This window comes from Lysinibacillus sp. NPDC097162 (assembly GCF_044762185.1).
Classification (GTDB): Bacteria; Bacillota; Bacilli; order Bacillales_A; family Planococcaceae; genus Lysinibacillus.
The window spans coordinates 115,087-130,020 of sequence record NZ_JBIWDT010000002.1 but is presented as its reverse complement, the minus strand read 5'-3'; the positions used below and the strand labels follow the sequence as shown (position 1 = coordinate 130,020).

The following is a 14,934-nucleotide window of genomic DNA, read 5'->3' as shown; positions in this document are numbered from 1 at the left end:
ATTATTCCATATGAAAAAATGGATAATGAGTATTGGTGTTATTTGTTTAATTGGCGCATTATATATGCTTCCTTTAGCATTCAGTGAGAGACGAACGGAAGACAATTTTAACAATTCTCCACAAACGACGGAAAAAGCCTGTGAAATATTCATAGAAGTGGAGGGACAACAGGAAAAAATTCCTTTAGAAACGTATATAGTGGGTGTAGTTGCTGCAGAAATGCCCGTTTCTTTTAATAAAGAAGCTTTAAAAGCACAAGCAATTGCAGCAAGGACATATGCTCTGAAAACGACAAATTACGGCAAGAATACCATTGCACCTACAGTTGCAAGGCAAGTTTACTATAATAAGGAACAAAGAAAAGCAAATTGGACTAGCAATTTCCCGGGAAATGAAAAGAAAATTGTCGAAGCCATTACAGAAACACAAGGACAAGTACTTCTATATGATAATGAATTAATAACAGCAATGTTTCATTCAACGAGTAATGGGAAAACGGAAAGTGCTTATGGCTACAGCGGTAATGACTTACCATATTTACAAAGCGTTACGAGTATGTCCGATCAAGCATCTCCAAAGTTTGCAACAATAGAACAATGGACGCTAGCCGAATGGAATGCCTTGTGGCCGGTTAAATGGCAGGCGACAGACTTTGGCCGTATACAATTGTTCCTTAATGATTCAGGACGTGTTGAACGGTTACAGATGGGGAAAAACGTCTGGTCAGGTAGAGAGGTTAGAACACTCTTACAATTACCGTCAACAGATTTTAAGATTTCATATAGTAGAGATACTGGAAAAGTTCAAGTAGCAACGAAGGGATATGGTCACGGAGTTGGCATGAGTCAGTATGGTGCAAATGCGATGGCAGGTGAAGGAAAGACCGCCTCAGAAATTTTACACTATTATTATCAAGAAGTTGAGATAAAAAAAATAGATGCATGTTTAAAATAGCTTCTAGTTGTTCACACTGCAACTAGAGGTGATGAAAATGAGAGAGGATAAAAATAGTAAAACTTCTCAAAATGAAAAAGGACAATTGCAGAAAAAACCTTGGTTTTGGCCGGTAGTATACGGTGGGGGTGCGTTAGTGTTAGCAGGTTTGTTATTTGGTTACAATAGTCTCGTATCAAAAGAAGAGGCGCCATTACCAGATTTAGCACAGGTAGACCCAGGTCCAGTAGTTGAAACAAATGCACGAACAGAAAACATGAAGTATCCATTCAAAGAAGCTGACTTTAGTAAAGTACAAGTTTCACAGGAATTTTATGAGTTAGAAGCCAATGAAGAGTCACGTGAGAATGCTTTAATGGTATTCAATCAAACTTTTACAACTTCATCAGGCATTTCTCTTTCTATGAATGGAGAGGAATTTGAAGTAGTTGCTGCGTTGAGTGGTAAAGTACTAGAAGTAAAACTAGATGCATTCACAGGCAATAAAATCGTTCTAGAGCATGCAAATGGTATGCAAACACATTACAGCTCTGTGAAGGATATTGTCGTAAAAGAAGGCGATGAAGTTACACAAGGTCAGGCACTTGGAAAAGCGACTGACAATGAGTGGAATCAAGCAGCTGGCGTACACATGCATTTTGAAGTACTAGAAAACGGGAAATATATCAATCCTAAAAAATTACTAGCATTTTAAAAAAATCAGCATTTTAACGAGAAAGTGCCAAACGTGTTCTGAATAGCTTTGTCCTCACATAAGGTGAAGAAATGCGCAGACGTGCATCTGATGCCAAAGCCATTTTGTGAAATTGTGTGGAAAGGACGAAGAACGTGCACGAGCACATTCGGAAGCGCTGCATACGCCTCGGTGAATTATTGATTGAGACGCGTGAAACTGTGCGTGTCCTCGCGAAAATGACAGGTTACTCAAAAAGTACGGTGCATAAAGATTTAACAGAGCGATTACCAACAATTCATGAAGGATTAGCTGATCAAGTGAAAGAGATTCTCGCCTACCATAAAGCCGTACGTCATATTCGTGGAGGAGAGGCAACGAAAAACAAGTGGAAAGAAAGAGCGAGTCAATAATGATTCGTTCTTTTTTTGTACTTTGCTACTTGTGTACATATAATTGTAGGAAAACAAGCGGAATAACTAAATTTAGGTGAAATTACCAATGGGGTGTGATAAAATATTCTAGATAAATAGACAATAGGAACGTTATGTAGTTTGAACTGGCGGGAAGGAGAAATTTAAAATGTTTTCGAAGGATATAGGCATTGACTTAGGAACTGCGAACGTATTAATTCACGTAAAAGGTAAAGGAATCGTCCTTAATGAACCTTCAGTGGTAGCAATAGATAAAAAGACAAACAAAGTTTTAGCTGTAGGAGAAGAAGCTCGTCAAATGGTGGGTCGCACGCCCGGTAATATAACTGCAATTCGGCCATTACGCGATGGAGTGATTGCAGATTTTGATGTTACTGAAGCGATGCTTAGACATTTCATCAATAAATTAAATTTAAAAGGGTTTTTATCTAAACCACGTATCTTGATTTGCTGTCCTACAAATATTACAAGTGTAGAGCAAAAAGCTATTCGCGAAGCCGCTGAAAAATCTGGTGGTAAAAAAGTATATTTAGAGGAAGAGCCGAAAGTTGCGGCAATCGGTGCAGGTATGGATATTTTCCAACCAAGCGGCAATATGGTAGTTGATATCGGTGGTGGAACTACAGATATTGCAGTACTTTCAATGGGTGACATTGTAACAAGTGAGTCTATTAAGGTAGCGGGCGACGTTTTTGATAATGATATTTTGCAATATATTAAAAAGGAATATAAATTGCTAATTGGTGAGCGTACAGCAGAAGCAATCAAAATGACAATCGGCACAGTTTTCAAAGGTGGACGTAGCGATTCAATGGATATTCGCGGTCGTGATATGGTAACAGGCTTACCTCGTACAATTACGATCCATTCTGAAGAAATTGAACGTGCATTACATGAATCGGTAGCAATGATTGTACAATCGGCTAAAAACGTGTTGGAAAAAACTCCGCCTGAGCTATCAGCTGATATTATTGATCGCGGTGTAATTATTACTGGTGGTGGCGCATTGCTACACGGTATGGACCAACTGTTAATTGAAGAGTTAAAAGTACCAGTCTTTATTGCTGAATATCCAATGGACTGTGTGGCAATTGGCACTGGCATTATGCTAGAAAATATTGATCGTGTTCCAGCATCCCTATAAAAATACAATGAGGTGATTCCTTTGTTCAAAGGGTTTTATACAGTAGCAACAGGTATGATAGCACAACAAAGACGAACAGAATTACTGACAAACAACTTATCAAATGCAAGTACACCTGGATTTAAAGCTGATCAATCTACAATTCGTTCATTTCCAGATATGCTAATGTCGAGCGTAGGTAAAACAAATGCACCTGCCAATCAGCAATCCGGCTCGCAGTATATGAGCCAAGTTGGTGCATTAAATACAGGAATTTATATGCAAGAAACATTGCCAAATTACATACAAGGTCAAATCTACAGCACTGATTTAACGACAGATATGGCCCTTATTGATGGATACTTACCGCAAAATGAAGATGGTGTTACTGGCTCAATTTTCTTCCGTCTGGCACATCCAGACGGTGGAGAAGCCTATACACGTAACGGGAATTTTACATTAGATGGTCAAGGCTATTTAGTCAATGCGCAAGGTCTTTACGTATTATCAGACAGTGGACAACGCATCCAGCTACCAAATGATGATTTCCGTCTTGATCAGGATGGTACAATTTTTGTAAATAACCAGCAAGTAGCGCGTGTAGGTGTATCATTTGCTGCCAATCCGAACATGCTAGTTAAACAAGACAATGGCTTAATTCGTACAGAAAATGGAGACGCTTTACCTTCTGCTTACGGTGCGAATGGCGTATCGTTTACATTAGGTCAAAATTATTTAGAGCGCTCAAACGTAGACTCTGGTCGCACAATGACAGACTTAATGACCGCGTATCGAGCTTTCGAAGCAAATCAAAAAGTGTTACAGGCTTATGATCGCAGTATGGAAAAGGCTGTTAACGAAATCGGCAAACTATAATAAGCGAACAGGAGGCGTTTTCCCATGCTACGAACAATGATTACGGCAACGAATACAATGGGCCAATTGCAAAATAAACTAGATACAATTAGTAATAACATCGCTAATAGTGGTACGCATGGCTATAAGACACAGCAAGCTACTTTCAATGAACTAATGTATCAGCAATTTAATACTGATAAACAGGACCCTACTGTGCGCCAATCACCAGTAGGTATACGCTATGGCTCTGGCGCAATGCTTGGCCAAGTTCAAACGAATCATAAGCAAGGTTCCCTTCAAACAACAGATCGTGACCTTGATTTTGCTTTTACAAAGCCAAAACAATATTTCAACATTTTAATGCCAGATGGTGAAAATGGTACAAAAACAGTGTATACTCGTCAAGGTGACTTTTATTTATCACCTTTAAATAATGGGACGGTAATGCTTGTTAATACAGATGGCTATCCAGTAGCTGATGCAAATGGACAGCCTATAACATTACCTGATAACGTAAAAGGATTCGCTGTTCGCGATGGAGGCTCGTTAGAAGCAACATATCCAAATGGAGATATTATTCGTACGGATTTAGCTGTAACAGAATTCCAAAAGCCACAGCTAATGGAGCATGTATCTGGCACATATTTAGGCTTACCAAATAACTTAGCAGAGCTAGGATTTACACAAGCTGAAGTTGTAACAGATTTACAAGGCGCAAATCGTCAGCAAATCGGCATGCAAAATGGTACACTCGAATTATCGAATGTAAACTTGTCGAAGGAAATGACAGATTTAATTGAAACACAACGTGCTTATCAATTTAATGCAAGAGCCGTAACACTAGCTGACCAAATGCTAGGGCTAATTAATGGCATAAGATAAGTTACGTTTGAGTAAGTAATGAAGGGGTACAATATCTATGACAAACGATTCACGTCGACGTTCTGTGCCGACACAAAAAACCGATACGCCACCAGAAGAGAAGGGACGTCGCTCAAATGGAGAGCAACGCGAGGTTCGATGGGTGCAAATACGGCTGATTCCGATTTGGTTACGTGTTGTACTTGTTATTGTTTTAATCATTGTTGCCGCTATTTTAGGTACGATGGTCGGCTACAGTGTGATTGGTCAAGGAAAAGCAATGGATGTCTTTAATTTAGAAACATGGCGGCATATATTTGACATAATGAATGGTAAAGAATAATAATATTCTTTACCATACTTTGTGTTATCACATAAAAAGGTTTAATACTGCAATCTGTATATCAAATACGCGCTTTTGGATTAGAACAAAGGCGAATGTTATTTGAGACCTTCATTCTGTTGTCCGAGCTGGCTCGTTGCTTGCTAAATGGAGAGGATTCGGAATTGGAGGTTTAGTACGTATTTTATGTAAAAAGCCAACTTACATACTTAAGAGGGGGAAAAGAAATGTTAACAGCAGAACAAATTCAAGCAATTTTACCACACCGTTATCCTTTTTTATTCGTAGATCGTATTGTGGAATTAGAGGAAGGCAAGCGTGCGGTAGGTTTCAAAAATGTATCAATTAATGAGGATTTCTTTAATGGACATTTTCCCGGATATCCAGTTATGCCAGGTGTTCTAATTGTTGAAGCATTAGCACAAGTTGGTGGTGTAGCTTTATTAAAATCTGAGCAATATCAAGGACGTTTAGTGTTTTTAACGGGCATTGATAATGCACGCTTTAAGCGTCAAGTAGTACCAGGCGATCAGCTTCGATTAGAAGTGGAATTCATTAAATTGCGCGGTTCTATGGGTAAAGGACACGGAATTGCGACTGTTGATGGCGAGCTTGTTTGTGAGGCAGATATTTTATTTGCAATAGGGCCAGAACAACCAAAACAGCCTTAATTTGCAATTATAGGCTAAAAGTTATAAAATAATCTTGTCGAATAGTGTTCTTATTGTCAATTTTTTTTGACAGATATTAGTATAGTTTTAATAATACGATGGAATTGTATTGAAATACATGAGATTTTAGGTTTTTTAAAAAGTAGGAGGATTATATAGATGTATAAGGAATTGTCTTCAGGTGTTAAAATTAGCATTACGCGTTCGATTTCAACATCTTTCGAATCATACTTAGCAAGTATTGGTTGGGAAGAAGAGCGCTTTTCTATGGAAGACTTCATTGCTAGCTGGCAGTCTTATTTTCAGGAAAATGCCGCTTGGATCGAAAAAATCCCAGCCGATGTTTTGATGAGTACTGAATTCCATGAAGAAATGGCAAAAAAAATCGATGAAGTAATTGCAAAAATTTTAAATGAAGAACCAACCGCTAAACAGATTGAAACAATTGATGCTTTACAAAAAGAGTTAGGTACAAACTATTCTTATAATTGTAAAGCAGAAGCAGCTTATATTGAGCAGTTGCTAAAAGAAAAACAAAAATAGTTTTTGTACAAAAAATCGGATAGTTCCCTCCTTTCCCGGGCAATCTATGTAGGATCACAAATGCACAAGTTGTATTTGATGACATAGTACTCAAGAAAGGAGGTTTTTTAATATGTGGAAAATGTCATTTTTAACCATCATTCTTGCTACAGTATTCCTTGGAGGTTGTAACTGGGGTAACAATGCGGCTAATGAAACCCCAATGGAAAATGTGAAGAACGACGTTCGAAAAGGTGTTAACGATGTTGAAGATGTTGTAGATCCAAATAAGAACCATGATGTCTATGATCGCAACGTAAACAACAACACTCGTGGCACTGTGAACGAAGGTAGAGTAAACGAAGGCACAGTAAATGAAAACACTGTAATGCCTGAAGCGACTACACCAGGATCAAATGCGGATGTAAATGGCTCAAATGGCTATGATAACGTTCCTAATGCAAATGGTGTAAACGGTGTTGAAAGAAACAACAATGCTGTTAATGAACGTAATACCATGACTACTCCATAAATACAAAAAGTGATTCCGTCAATCGGAATCACTTTTTTTATATTGAGCTGGGTGAATCCTGCTGTGCGAAAGGTAGGTGATGGATTCCACGGAAGAAGAGTGTGATTCCGCGGAGCAGAGGTAGGATTCCGCGGAGCAGAGGAAGAATCCCGCGGAGCAGTGAGAGAATTCCGCGGAAGCGAGGAGTGTAATTCCGCGGAGCAGAGGAAGAATCCCGCGAAAGCGAGGAGTGATTCCGCGAAAGAGAGGTGTAATTCCGCGAAAGTGAGGAGTGATTCCGCGAAAGAAGAGTGTGATTCCGCGGAAGCGAGGAGTGATTCCGCGAAAGCGAGGAGTGATTCCGCGAAAGCGAGGAGTGATTCCGCGAAAGCGAGGAGTGATTCCGCGAAAGCGAGGAGTGATTCCGCGAAAGCGAGGTGTAATTCCGCGGAGCAGAGGTATGATTCCGCGAAAGCGAGGTGTAATTCCGCGGAGCAGAGGTATGATTCCGCGGAGCAGAGGTATGATTCCGCGAAAGCGAGGTGTAATTCCGCGGAGCAGAGGTATGATTCCGCGAAAGCGAGGTGTAATTCCGCGGAGCAGAGGAATGATTCCGCGAAAGCGAGGAGTGATTCCGCGGAGCAGAGGAAGAATTCCGCGAAAGAGAGGTGTAATTCCGCGGAGCAGAGGTATGATTCCGCGAAAGTGAGGAGTGATTCCGCGGAGCAGAGGTATAATTCCGCGAAAGCGAGGAGTGATTCCGCGAAAGCGTGGAATGATTCCGCGAAACAGAGGAATGATTCCGCGAAACAGAGGTATGATTCCGCGAAACAGAGGTATGATTCCGCGAAAGCGAGGAGTGATTCCGCGGAGCAGAGGTATAATTCCGCGAAAGTGAGGAGTGATTCCGCGGAGCAGAGGTATGATTCCGCGAAAGCGAGGAGATTCCGCGGAGTAGAGGAAGAATTCCGCGAAAGAGGGGTGCAATTCCGCGGAGCAGAGGAAGAATCCCGCGAAAGAAGGGTGCAATCCCGCGAATCACGCAACAAGCAGTCCTCAAAAAAATCTTATGCGGAAGTCCGCATAAGATTTGATCAAAAGAACTGCTTCATATATTCTGTTAAATTTTCAGGGAGATGGTAAACGCGATTTTTAGTCGTACCGATACCAGGGAAATTAAATTTTCGCAATAAGCGATTCGCTGCATCGCTTGATTCAATGCCGAAGAATTTGCGCAATTGACTATTGGTTATATTCCGATTCACAAGCAATTGATAATCTTGTAGTGCTTCTGCAAATATCTCCTTGCTTGTATGTTGGCATACAGAACATTTCCAAATGCCACGATAATAAAACATTTGATTTTTGTATTTGCATTTTGGACAAAGTACTCCATGGCGAAAGCGCGAGGAATCTATGCGAGTTAATAATTCTTGTGGTTGATGTTGAGCTCGAATAAGTTGCACAAAACGGGTTAGTTGCTCATCCGTTAATATTGGTTTGGGGTGTTTTTTATAAAGACTTTGAATATGACTCTGCAGTCCAGATACATGGAAAATAGGAACTGTATTCGGATGATTTTCAATGATAGCGGATGGATTAGAAAATATAACTGCGCCTTCTATAGGGAGAGAATAATTTTTAGATATAATTTTAATGAATCGAATATGCCGTTGGATTTGAGTAATAGCATTTGGAAAGCCTTCAACTGTTCCATCAGGTTTTGTCCGAGTGCATTGATATGTAATGCCATCGAAATCTAGCTTTCCACTTATATTCTTTATTTCCACAACTAACATGAAATGATTACAAATAAAGAGTGTATCGAGTTGATGAGAATGCTTAGCTGCATTCGCAAGCACAATATTATGCAATACAAAAAAAGTATTTGGACATATTATTTCATACCATTCTTTATCGACTCTTTGCTCACCGGCGAAACCAGCATCGAGCCTCCGAAATTGTTCAATAAAATAGCTAGCCTCAGGATCTCGCTCCCGTAACCGTTTCAATAAAGCTTCGAGCCACAATAATTTTAACGGTTTCTTACGAATGACAAAATTCATTTGAGTTCACCTCTTTTTTACACCATATTTTATTCAAAAATGACAACTTGTCCAGCACAAAAAAACGATACGTTATACAACGCATCGCTAAAATTAATCATTTTTAAGTTTTGGTCGTTCTTTCATACCTTTTGAGAAGCGGTCTAGTAACTCTACTTGCGAAACACCTTCTGTTAGGAGATCAGCGAGTAATTGTTCAGCGTATTTTGAACGCTTAATTTTTAAAGTACCTTTTAATAGCACAGAGATATGCTCGCCAATTTCTTGCACAGTATGAACGACAACTCGAAATGGCGCTGGTTCATTATCTGGAAATGAAATAACTGCTCGCACATTAAATACTGTAGCATTCGCTAATAACTCATCAAAAATCGGTCGATATTGTCGATCGATAAACAGTTCAAGAATCCACGATTGATGGCTGTTTTCCTGGTTAATAATAATGCCATCGACTAAAGGAAATGCTTGCATGCCCTCTTGAGTGACAAGGTCAAAGGAAAGCATTTTAAATGTTTTCATTATGTATCCTCCTAAGTCGGTCATTCATTTTAGTATAACATAATCAATTACAGCTTGTTGCTGATGAGTCTGTTACTTCAATTCTCCATTAAATATGCAAAATTTAATTTTTGTGGAAAGTACTATTTTACTTACAGCCATCAAGACTCTACTTGAAATAAAACCAAAGCTACAATAAATAAACGGATGAAAAAACGATTTTTCGGATTGAATAACGCCTTAAATATCAAAAATCGACTTTTGCCAATATGGACTGCCATCTTGTAAGATGAGAGCAATTAAAAGCAAAGGAGGTGAATTGATGAACCAAGTCGGACTGGTTGGAAGACTTACGAAGGATCCTGTGTTAAGGCAACTATCAAGAAATCGAGTGCAATCTCATTTTTCCCTCGCCATTAATCGCAATTACAAAAACAGTCGTGGGGAAGTAGAAACTGACTTTATACTTTGTACAGTATGGGGAAAGCTGGCAGAGCATATCGTTAGATTTTGCGGAAAAGGCTCATTGATTGGGATCAATGGCCGCATTCAGTCCAGATCATTTATGAATGAAGAAAGCACAAAAATTTATATTACTGAAGTGGTTGTAGAAGATGTCCGCTTTTATAGGCTGAAGCCGCCAGATAGTGACGGGAGCAAAGTACCACCATCTTCATCCGTCAATCAGGAGATTCTTAAGGATTTTGTATTACCAGAGAAAGAGTTGCAATTACCAGTAGTATAACCGACTATCGCAATACATACGGAGCAATGCTAAAACATTTTCTAAATTCGCCATTCTCCTATAAGAATGCTAAGCACTTGCGCCGTAATAAATTAATTAGAAGGGATTGATGTGTTATTTAAATAATACTTGTCATTGCTGAAGACCGCACAGCAATGAACATTTCACACAATTAAATATTAGAAGTAAGTAGGAAAGAAGAAAAACATTGTTCACTGAAATGTTGCTAATGAAAAGAGCGCCAAGAACGTTAAGCTCTTGGCGCATTTTTAAGATAAATTATAATCCAGTGACATTAGATCACGAAGTTCATCATCATCTAGCTCTGTTAACCACTGGCTCGATTGAATGAGTTCCTCTGATAATGCAGATTTCTGTGCCAGCATTTTATCAATTTTTTCCTCAATCGTCCCTATAGTCACAAACTTATGCACTTGCACAAATTGTGTTTGCCCAATTCGGTAGGCACGGTCTGTTGCTTGATTTTCAACAGCAGGGTTCCACCAACGATCGGCATGCAATACATGGTTTGCAGCTGTTAAGTTTAACCCTGTTCCTCCTGCCTTTAATGAGAGAATGAATATAGGGAATTCACCTGCTTGAAAAGCCTCTACTAAACGGTCACGTTGCTGTTTAGGCATAGCACCGGTTAAAAATGGTGCATCAACATTATAAATTTCGCTGAAACAATGCTGTAGTAATTGTCCCATTCCAATATATTGTGTGAAAATAAGACATTGTTCACCATTGTCCACGATTTCCGCTGCCATGTTTACAATACGCTCTAGCTTGACGGAACGTGTAAGCATCGTTGAAGCATCCTCGAAAGGTTCCTTTAAATAAAGTGCAGGGTGATTACATAATTGCTTTAATTTACTAAGCATCTTTAAAACACGGCCTTTCTTTTGAAAGCCTGTTAGTTGCTCTAGCTGATCAAGCGTTTCTAAAATATAACCTTCATACAGTGATGCTTGTTCTGCGGTTAATGCACAATAGGCATGTGACTCTTGCTTATCAGGTAAATTAAGCTGTAAATTCGGATCTCGCTTTGTACGACGAAGTAAAAACGGTTGAATTTTCGCACGTAGCTTTTGCTTATGTGACTCTGATTCATCGCGTTCAATAGGTAATATAAATTCTTCGTTAAAGCGTCCAAAGCTTCCTAAATAACCTTTATGAATAAAATCAAAAATAGCCCAAAGCTCCGATAATCGATTTTCAACAGGTGTCCCTGTTAGAGCTATATGGTGGCTACCATGTAATTTTCGTATCGAACGAGATTGTAATGTCTGCATATTTTTTATATTTTGCGCCTCGTCTAGTACAACAGTTGCCCAATTAATTTCTTGTAAAAATTCTGCATCCTGTGACACTGTACCATAAGTAGATAAAATAACATGCGGTTTTTCTTGTTCGATAAGTCTTACAAATGCATCTTCTTTCGTTCGATTTGCTTGATAATGCGTATGCACGACCAACGATGGAGCAAAGCGGGCAAGCTCTTTTTGCCAGTTACCAAGTACTGAAGTCGGACAAATAATAATGGTTGGCTCTTTGGCATCCGTTGTTTCATAGACATGCAGTAAATAACAAATAAGCTGCACGGTTTTGCCAAGTCCCATGTCATCAGCTAGACAGGCTCCAAAACCTTGTTCGCGCATAAAGATAAGCCATTCAAATCCTTCTTGCTGATAGGGACGTAAGCTAGCATTTAATGAAAGGGGCACTGGTACTGGTGGAAGACCTTTCTTTTCCTGAAGCTGCTCCATATAAGATTTTAAAGATTGCTGTAACTCAAAGGCGAAAAGTGGATCGTCACGCATTGCATCATCGGCATCTTCTTCTTCCTCAGGCACAGATAAATCTTCAGGTAGCTCGCGGAATAAAAGCTCACGAACAGTCCAACTTTCATCTTCAGCCTGTTGCATTAAAGCACGCATTTCTTGCATCCAATTGGCATCCACTCGGAACCATTCTGTACCAATGCGAATGAATTCTCGTTTTTCATCGACAAGCTTTTTAAATTGTTCGGCTGATATCGATTCACCATTCATTGAAAATTGCCATTTAAACGTCAAAATATCATCAAGCCCAGCTACTTTTTTCGTTGATATATTTCCTGTACTAACACGCACGCGAATTTTTGATTGTTTTAAATCTTTTAGCCACGCTGGTAGCACAACATCAAAACCGAGTGCCTGTAACCGTGCCAAGTCTTCACGTAAAAATTTGCGAACTTCTAAATCGTCTAGCGTAACATGAATAAAGACATCAGGTTGTAAATCTTCAATTGATAGCAGCTCCACAATCTGTGTTTGTTGTTGTTTAATATCAAGCGCAAATGCTTGCCATTTAGTCGGTAATGCATCTGCTAATGGTAATAATTTTTTACGAACAGCGGGTGTCCAGTAATTTTTTGTTGAAACAGTACTTAAAACAGTTTCCAAAAGCCAAACTTCCGAATCTTCCTCAGGCTCACTTAAACGTAGAGAAACAGTAACAGCGCCAGCTTGGCGATCCTGCTCTAGTGGCCAGCCACCACGTTCGAAAAATGGGAGTAGCTTAGGCACATCAGACACAAGTAATCCAGCGTGAGCGAGTTTTTGTTGCACGGCTATTTCAAGTAATTCAGTATCTTCACCTTCTATAGAAAATGACAGTGAAGAAAAATCATCTGCAATTACTGCATGGGACCAAAGTGAAGGTTCCTGCCAGTATTGCTGTAATTTTTGTGCTTGTTCTATCATCGTACTACTTTCATCATTAATCCCTTGCCAATGGATAAATGGGTGACTGTAGCGCGAAGAAAAGATATCGAGTAATTCGGCAGTAGAAATATCGATGGAAAGCTCTGTACGATTGGTCATTAAGCCATAAGTATTTGCCTCATAGGTGAAAAATAATGAAGAAATAAGTGTCTCTACCTCTATTGCGGTACCACTTGCAGTAAAGCCCTGCACCGTATAATTGCCATTCTGAGCTGATTCAATGCGAAGCTGTAGTCTTTTCGTAAACGGAGAAGGAGCATTTAATGTCATCATACTAAGTTTCCTTTCTCAATCTCTTCCTGTAGTGCACGAAGTCTTTTATATTCTGCACGGATTGTTTGCATGTATGTTTCAAAATAAGCAACTTTTCCTGCTCGTTTTGCTGCGCTTCGCATACTTTTCCATATACGTACAGCTTGCTTATAATTCATACGTGATTTTTGTGTAATCTCTGCCATCGCATAGACATGATACAAAGGTAATACTGCTGCAGGAGCTATGTGTAACACATCCTTTAGACCACACATTTCCAAATAAGAAAATGAGGAAACATTTAACTGATGTAACGCCGCCCATTCACGGTAGCGTTCTTTTCGAATAAGGAAGAAAGAATATGGCTGTAATCCGTATACACCGAACGCACTATATAATGTAGTTTCTTCCTCTTCGGTCAATTGTATATCTTCATATAAAAGTTGGAATTGTCGCACGTATTGCGCTCGCTGTACGACGGGCACAGTTTCTTGTAAAAAAGCTTCAGCAAATGGGAGCATAGCACGCAAAATTAATGCTTGTGAATGTGACTCGCCAGCTCGCTTTGCAAAAGTAGCTAATTCGAACAAGTCTTGCATCTGTGGTAAGGCAACGTGTGCAATGCTTTCCTGTAATAATTGTTCTTTTTGTAATAGCACATAAAATATAAGCTTTAATGATTGTAAAGAAATCTCGGGTGACAGATTGTCGAGGTTGCTAATAAGTATAAGCTCCTGTTCGCGTCTAGGCTTCTCATAAAAAAGCACTGCCCACAGCAGCATGTAGATTTGCAGTCGATTAGCAAACAGCCCTTCGCGTTCAAGTAAAAAGTTTCGGACGATTTGCTGAAGCGCATCATAAAATGGATCGGTTGCAAAAAGCCGAGAGCGATTCGTTAATTCTGTCAGTATACTTTCAAATGATTGCACACTTTGGTCGATAAAGTATTTCATATAGGGTGAATCTAATGAATGCCCCTGTGTATTGTTTAAATGACGCCAAATCACATTAAAAATGGACAGCTCTATAAATAGCTTATAGATAGGCTGCCACTCACGTTCAAATGGCATATGTTTGCGTAGTCGCTCCAATGCATCAGAACGAATTGCCGAAAGTCCGTAGCCTTCTAAAATGCGACCAGACGGTAACAGACGTTTCATTACTTCATCGACCATCAACTGCCAGCTTTCAGGACTACGTTCATCAGCCAATGATTTTAACTGCACTGATTTTTGGGAACGCCAAGCACTAGACCAGTTTTGTACCGAATCAAAGTACTGATAGAGAGCAAGTAGTGCGCCAACCTGATGTCGACACCATTTTTGTTGGGGACAGTTACAGCTTAAAGTCCCGTGAGCAAAATCAATTTCTACAGTTGCAGGTCTCACATCCTGTACGCTTGCATATAATATAGAACTTGCTCCATTAAAACGATCAAATACGATAGATTTGTTACGTACAGAAAAAACTGCACGACGCATAAGTTCCTCGTCTTCGCTAGAGGACGGATGTAAATCCTGCTCAGCTTCTTTTAATTTAGCAAGTATAAATTGTTGATATTCCTTAGCTAGTTGCGAAATAGACAAAGCCATAACCTCACTCCTCTCAATTGCATTGGCCAATGACTTTAGCTTTAATTTGGATGACAAAAAAT

At 39.5% G+C, this 14,934-nt stretch carries 15 protein-coding genes; 11 read left to right on the top strand and 4 right to left on the bottom strand.

Annotated features, from left to right (window positions below; all coding sequences use genetic code 11):
• Positions 1-10: 10 nt before the first annotated feature.
• The 10 genes from spoIID (at position 11) to ACIQXW_RS12785 (ending at position 6,972) form a co-directional block, all read left to right on the top strand.
• Positions 11-955: a stage II sporulation protein D gene (gene spoIID / locus ACIQXW_RS12830; RefSeq protein ID WP_401019205.1), complete on the top strand. Its 945-nt coding sequence runs from the start codon at positions 11-13 to the stop codon at positions 953-955.
• A 37-nt stretch (positions 956-992) separates the two neighbouring features.
• Positions 993-1,649 carry a peptidoglycan DD-metalloendopeptidase family protein gene (locus ACIQXW_RS12825; protein WP_340820971.1) on the top strand — a complete coding sequence of 219 codons (657 nt, stop codon included), beginning with the start codon at positions 993-995 and terminating at the stop codon, positions 1,647-1,649.
• Positions 1,650-1,783: 134 nt separating this feature from the next.
• Positions 1,784-2,041, top strand: a complete 258-nt coding sequence (locus ACIQXW_RS12820) for a sporulation transcriptional regulator SpoIIID (protein WP_340820970.1) — start codon at positions 1,784-1,786, stop codon at positions 2,039-2,041.
• Between the two features lie 169 nt (positions 2,042-2,210).
• Positions 2,211-3,206, top strand: coding sequence for a rod shape-determining protein (mreB, locus tag ACIQXW_RS12815; protein WP_340820969.1), 996 nt, complete (start codon positions 2,211-2,213; stop codon positions 3,204-3,206).
• A 21-nt stretch (positions 3,207-3,227) separates the two neighbouring features.
• The gene (locus ACIQXW_RS12810) at positions 3,228-4,061 is read left to right on the top strand and encodes a flagellar hook-basal body protein (RefSeq protein ID WP_402762736.1); all 834 of its coding nucleotides are present in this window, start codon (positions 3,228-3,230) and stop codon (positions 4,059-4,061) included.
• Between the two features lie 24 nt (positions 4,062-4,085).
• Entirely contained in the window at positions 4,086-4,925 is an 840-nt protein-coding gene (locus tag ACIQXW_RS12805) for a flagellar hook-basal body protein (protein WP_340820967.1), read from the top strand.
• A 37-nt stretch (positions 4,926-4,962) separates the two neighbouring features.
• Positions 4,963-5,247, top strand: coding sequence for a DNA-directed RNA polymerase subunit beta (locus ACIQXW_RS12800; RefSeq protein WP_340820966.1), 285 nt, complete (start codon positions 4,963-4,965; stop codon positions 5,245-5,247).
• Between the two features lie 227 nt (positions 5,248-5,474).
• Positions 5,475-5,918, top strand: a complete 444-nt coding sequence (fabZ, locus tag ACIQXW_RS12795) for a 3-hydroxyacyl-ACP dehydratase FabZ (protein WP_340820965.1) — start codon at positions 5,475-5,477, stop codon at positions 5,916-5,918.
• A gap of 159 nt (positions 5,919-6,077) precedes the next feature.
• Positions 6,078-6,461 carry a hypothetical protein gene (locus ACIQXW_RS12790; RefSeq protein ID WP_340820964.1) on the top strand — a complete coding sequence of 128 codons (384 nt, stop codon included), beginning with the start codon at positions 6,078-6,080 and terminating at the stop codon, positions 6,459-6,461.
• A gap of 112 nt (positions 6,462-6,573) precedes the next feature.
• A complete protein-coding gene (locus tag ACIQXW_RS12785; RefSeq protein ID WP_401019204.1) occupies positions 6,574-6,972 on the top strand; it encodes a hypothetical protein in 399 nt (132 codons plus the stop codon).
• A gap of 1,073 nt (positions 6,973-8,045) precedes the next feature.
• Here the strand turns inward: ACIQXW_RS12785 and ACIQXW_RS12780 are convergent.
• Both ACIQXW_RS12780 and ACIQXW_RS12775 read right to left on the bottom strand, forming a co-directional pair.
• Positions 8,046-9,017 (bottom strand): nuclease-related domain-containing protein, encoded by a 972-nt coding sequence (locus tag ACIQXW_RS12780; protein ID WP_402762731.1) that lies wholly within the window; start codon positions 9,015-9,017, stop codon positions 8,046-8,048.
• Positions 9,018-9,110: 93 nt separating this feature from the next.
• On the bottom strand, positions 9,111-9,536 hold the full coding sequence (locus tag ACIQXW_RS12775) for a YwpF family protein (protein ID WP_340820960.1): 426 nt from the start codon (positions 9,534-9,536) through the stop codon (positions 9,111-9,113).
• Between the two features lie 301 nt (positions 9,537-9,837).
• Between ACIQXW_RS12775 and ACIQXW_RS12770 the strand changes: the two genes are divergently transcribed.
• Positions 9,838-10,260 carry a single-stranded DNA-binding protein gene (locus ACIQXW_RS12770; RefSeq protein ID WP_340820959.1) on the top strand — a complete coding sequence of 141 codons (423 nt, stop codon included), beginning with the start codon at positions 9,838-9,840 and terminating at the stop codon, positions 10,258-10,260.
• Positions 10,261-10,529: 269 nt separating this feature from the next.
• Here ACIQXW_RS12770 and ACIQXW_RS12765 read toward each other — a convergent pair whose 3' ends face one another.
• Together ACIQXW_RS12765 and ACIQXW_RS12760 are read right to left on the bottom strand one after the other, a co-directional pair.
• Complete coding sequence (locus ACIQXW_RS12765; protein WP_402762727.1) at positions 10,530-13,301, bottom strand: DEAD/DEAH box helicase; 2,772 nt, start codon at positions 13,299-13,301, stop codon at positions 10,530-10,532.
• On the bottom strand, positions 13,298-14,872 hold the full coding sequence (locus tag ACIQXW_RS12760; RefSeq protein WP_340820957.1) for a hypothetical protein: 1,575 nt from the start codon (positions 14,870-14,872) through the stop codon (positions 13,298-13,300). The genes ACIQXW_RS12765 and ACIQXW_RS12760 overlap by 4 nt, the downstream gene beginning before the upstream one ends.
• Positions 14,873-14,934: the final 62 nt, after the last annotated feature.